Raw genomic sequence first — 3,622 nt, forward strand, 5'->3', positions numbered from 1 at the left:
AACCCACACCGCCCGTGCTTGCCCCCCCCGCTCGTCCTGTGCCCTCTAGCTCCTCTCCCAGCCCCTGGAAAGCAGATCATGACCACCAACCCCACGGCCGCGGCGCTCATCGCCCGCTCGAACCGCCTCGGCGCGAATCCCAAGAACACGAACTACGCCGGCGGCAACACCTCCGCCAAGGGCACTGAGATCGACCCCGTGACGGGCACCACCGTCGAGCTGCTCTGGGTGAAGGGCTCGGGCGGAGACCTCGGCACCCTCACCGAGTCCGGCCTCGCCGTGCTCCGGCTCGACCGCCTGCGCGCGATGGTGGATGTCTACCCCGGCCTTGACCGCGAAGACGAGATGGTCGGCGCCCTCGACTTCGCCCTGCACGGGCGGGGTGGCGCCGTCCCGTCGATCGACACGGCGATGCACGGCCTCGTCGACGCGGCCCACGTCGACCACCTGCACCCGGACGCCGGCATCGCGATCGCGACGGCCGTCGACGGGGAAGAACTCACCGCTTCGATCTTCGGCCACCGGATGATCTGGGTGCCGTGGCGCCGCCCCGGCTTCCAGCTCGGACTCGATATCGCCGCCATCAAGGACGCCCACCCCGGCGCGATCGGCGCCATTCTCGGCGGCCACGGCATCACCGCCTGGGGCGACACGAGCGAGGAGGCCGAGGCTAACTCGCTCTGGATCATCGAGACCGCGACCGCCTACATCGACGAACACTCCAAGCCCGAACCCTTCGGAGCCCCGCTCGAGGGCTTCGGTGCGCTGTCTGCGGCCGAGCGCCGCGCCAAGGCCGCCGCACTCGCACCGACCCTTCGCGGCCTCGTCTCCACCGACAGCGCCAAGGTCGGCCACTTCACCGACGCGCCCGAGGTGCTCGACTTCCTCGCCCACGCCGAACACCCGCGCCTGGCCGCCCTCGGCACGAGCTGCCCCGACCACTTCCTCCGCACCAAGGTGACGCCGCTCCTGCTCGACCTCCCGGCGGATGCCTCGGTCGAGGACTCCCTCGCCCGCCTGCACGAGCTCCACGAGCAGTACCGCCTCGACTACCAGGCCTACTACGACCGGCACGCGACCCAAGATTCGCCCGCCATCCGCGGCGCCGACCCGCTCATCGTGCTGATCCCGGGCGTCGGCATGTTCAGCTACGGCGCGAACAAGCAGACCGCGCGGGTCGCCGGCGAGTTCTACATCAACGCCATCCATGTGATGCGCGGTGCGGAGGGGCTCTCGAGCTACGCCCCGATCGACGAGGCCGAGAAGTTCAACATCGAATACTGGGCCCTCGAAGAGGCCAAGCTGCAGCGGATGCCGAAGCCCAAGCCGCTCGCCGGACGCATCGCACTCGTAACCGGCGCAGCGAGCGGCATCGGCAAGGCGATCGCCACCCGGCTCGCGGCCGAGGGCGCCTGCGTCGTGATCGCGGACCTCGACCTCGCCAAGGCGCAGGAGGCCGCGGCCGCGATCGGCGGCACCGACGTCGCGATCGGCGTGCAGGCGAACGTCACCGACGAGAACCAGGTGCAGGCAGGCGTCGACGACGCCGTGATCGCCTTCGGCGGACTTGACCTCGTCGTGAACAACGCCGGCCTGTCGCTCTCCAAGTCCCTGCTCGAGACCACGGTCGCCGACTGGGACCTGCAGCACAACGTGATGGCGAAGGGTTCCTTCCTCGTCTCCCGCGCCGCGGCCCGGGTGTTGATCGACCAGAAGCTCGGCGGCGACATCATCTACATCTCGAGCAAGAACTCGGTCTTCGCCGGCCCGAACAACATCGCGTACTCGGCGACGAAGGCCGACCAGGCCCACCAGGTGCGCCTGCTGGCCGCCGAGCTCGGTGAGTACGGCGTCAAGGTCAACGGCATCAACCCCGACGGTGTCGTGCGTGGCTCCGGCATCTTCGCCGGCGGCTGGGGAGCCAAGCGCGCCGCGGTCTACGGCGTCGACGAGCAGGACCTCGGCAAGTACTACGCGCAGCGCACCCTGCTCAAGCGCGAGGTCCTGCCCGAGAACGTCGCAAACGCGGTCTTCGTGCTCTGCACGAGCGACCTCAGCCACACCACCGGGCTGCACATCCCGGTCGACGCCGGCGTCGCGGCCGCCTTCCTGCGATGAGCTGCGGCGGGGGTGTTCCCGTGGTGAGCAGCGCCGGAACGGTCGCGGCGATCGACCTCGGCGCGTCGAGCGGGCGGGTCATGCTCGGGCACGTCGGCCACAACGAGCTGAGGCTGCGCCCGGTCGCCCGGTTCCCGAACCTGCCGGTGCGCACGATCGACGGGCTGCACTGGGACATCCTCGACCTCTACCGCAACGTCCTCGCCGGGCTGCACTCAGCCGTGCGGGAGGAACCGGGACTGCGGAGCGCCGCCGTCGACTCCTGGGCCGTCGACTACGCGCTCCTCTCCGGGCAGCGGATGCTCGGCAACCCGTTCCACTACCGGGACGAGCGCACCGCTCAAGGAGTTGAGTCGACCCACGCCCTGGTGCCGCACGCCGAGCTCTACGCCGGCAACGGGCTGCAGTTCCTGCCGTTCAACACGCTGTACCAGCTGGCCGCCGAACGGCAGTCGGGCGGCCTCGACGGCGCGGAGACGATGCTGCTGATCCCCGACCTGCTCGGCTTCTGGCTGACCGGGGAGCGCGTCGCCGAGCGCACCAATGCGTCGACGACCGGGCTGCTGACCGTGTCGACCGGGACCGGGCACGGCCACGGTTCCGGTCACGGGGAGTGGGACGATGCGCTCATCGCACGGCTCGGCCTGCCGCGCGCGATCTTCCCGCGGCTGGTCGATCCGGGATCCCGGATCGGGTCCCTGCTGCCCGTGGTGGCCCATGAAATCGGGGCCGTGTCGCGGCTGGATCTCGTCGCCGTCGGGTCGCACGACACGGCATCCGCCGTCGTCGCCGTGCCGATGCGGGACGAGGATGCCGCATACATCTCGTCGGGGACCTGGTCGCTCGTCGGCGTCGAGCTGAACTCTCCCGTGCTCACCGAGGAGAGCCGGGCCGCGAACTTCACCAACGAGGGCGGCGTCGACGGGCGGGTGCGCTACCTGCGCAACGTGATGGGGCTCTGGCTGCTGAGCGAGTCGATGCGCAGCTGGGATCTCGAGGGCGTGGCGTTCGAGCTGCCGTTCCTGCTCGCCCAGGCCGCACAGGTGACCGGGCCGGTCACGGTCTTCGACGTCGACGACCCGGCTTTCCTTGCGCCGGGGGACATGCCTGCGCGGATCCGCGAGCACTGTGCCGCACACGGGCTCGCCGCACCCGCAACCCCCGTCGAGCTCGTGCGCAGCATCATCGAGAGCCTCGCAACGAAGTACGCCAGCACCCTGCGCGCGGCGAGCGAACTGTCGGGTACGAGCATCCGCACGGTGCACATCGTCGGCGGCGGCTCCCAGAACGAGCTGCTCTGCCAGCTGACCGCGAACCTCACCGGCCTGCCGGTGCTCGCGGGACCCGTCGAGGCGACCGCGATCGGGAACGTGCTGATCCAGGCGCGGGCGCAGGGCCTCGCCCACGGCAGCCTCGAGGCCCTCCGAACGCTCGTCGCCCAGGCATACTCTCCCCGCCGCTACGAGCCCCACGCCTGACGGCGCCTCGCCCGTCGCCGCCCCGC

General features: G+C 70.6%; 2 protein-coding genes. Both read left to right on the forward strand.

Annotated features, from left to right (window positions below):
- Positions 1 to 78 precede the first annotated feature (78 nt).
- The gene (locus QN350_RS19335; protein WP_322138465.1) at positions 79 to 2,118 is read left to right on the forward strand and encodes a bifunctional aldolase/short-chain dehydrogenase; all 2,040 of its coding nucleotides are present in this window, start codon (positions 79 to 81) and stop codon (positions 2,116 to 2,118) included.
- A 20-nt stretch (positions 2,119 to 2,138) separates the two neighbouring features.
- Positions 2,139 to 3,596, forward strand: a complete 1,458-nt coding sequence (locus tag QN350_RS19340) for a rhamnulokinase family protein (protein ID WP_322138464.1) — start codon at positions 2,139 to 2,141, stop codon at positions 3,594 to 3,596.
- Positions 3,597 to 3,622: the final 26 nt, after the last annotated feature.

Origin of the sequence: Cryobacterium sp. 10I5, assembly GCF_035019865.1 — a bacterium.
Taxonomy (GTDB): Bacteria; Actinomycetota; Actinomycetes; order Actinomycetales; family Microbacteriaceae; genus Cryobacterium; species Cryobacterium breve_A.

Bases quoted from the DNA above. Each gene is read 5' to 3' on its own strand.
- QN350_RS19335 (WP_322138465.1), top strand. From the start codon at position 79: ATGACCACCAACCCCACGGCCGCGGCGCTCATCGCCCGCTCGAACCGC.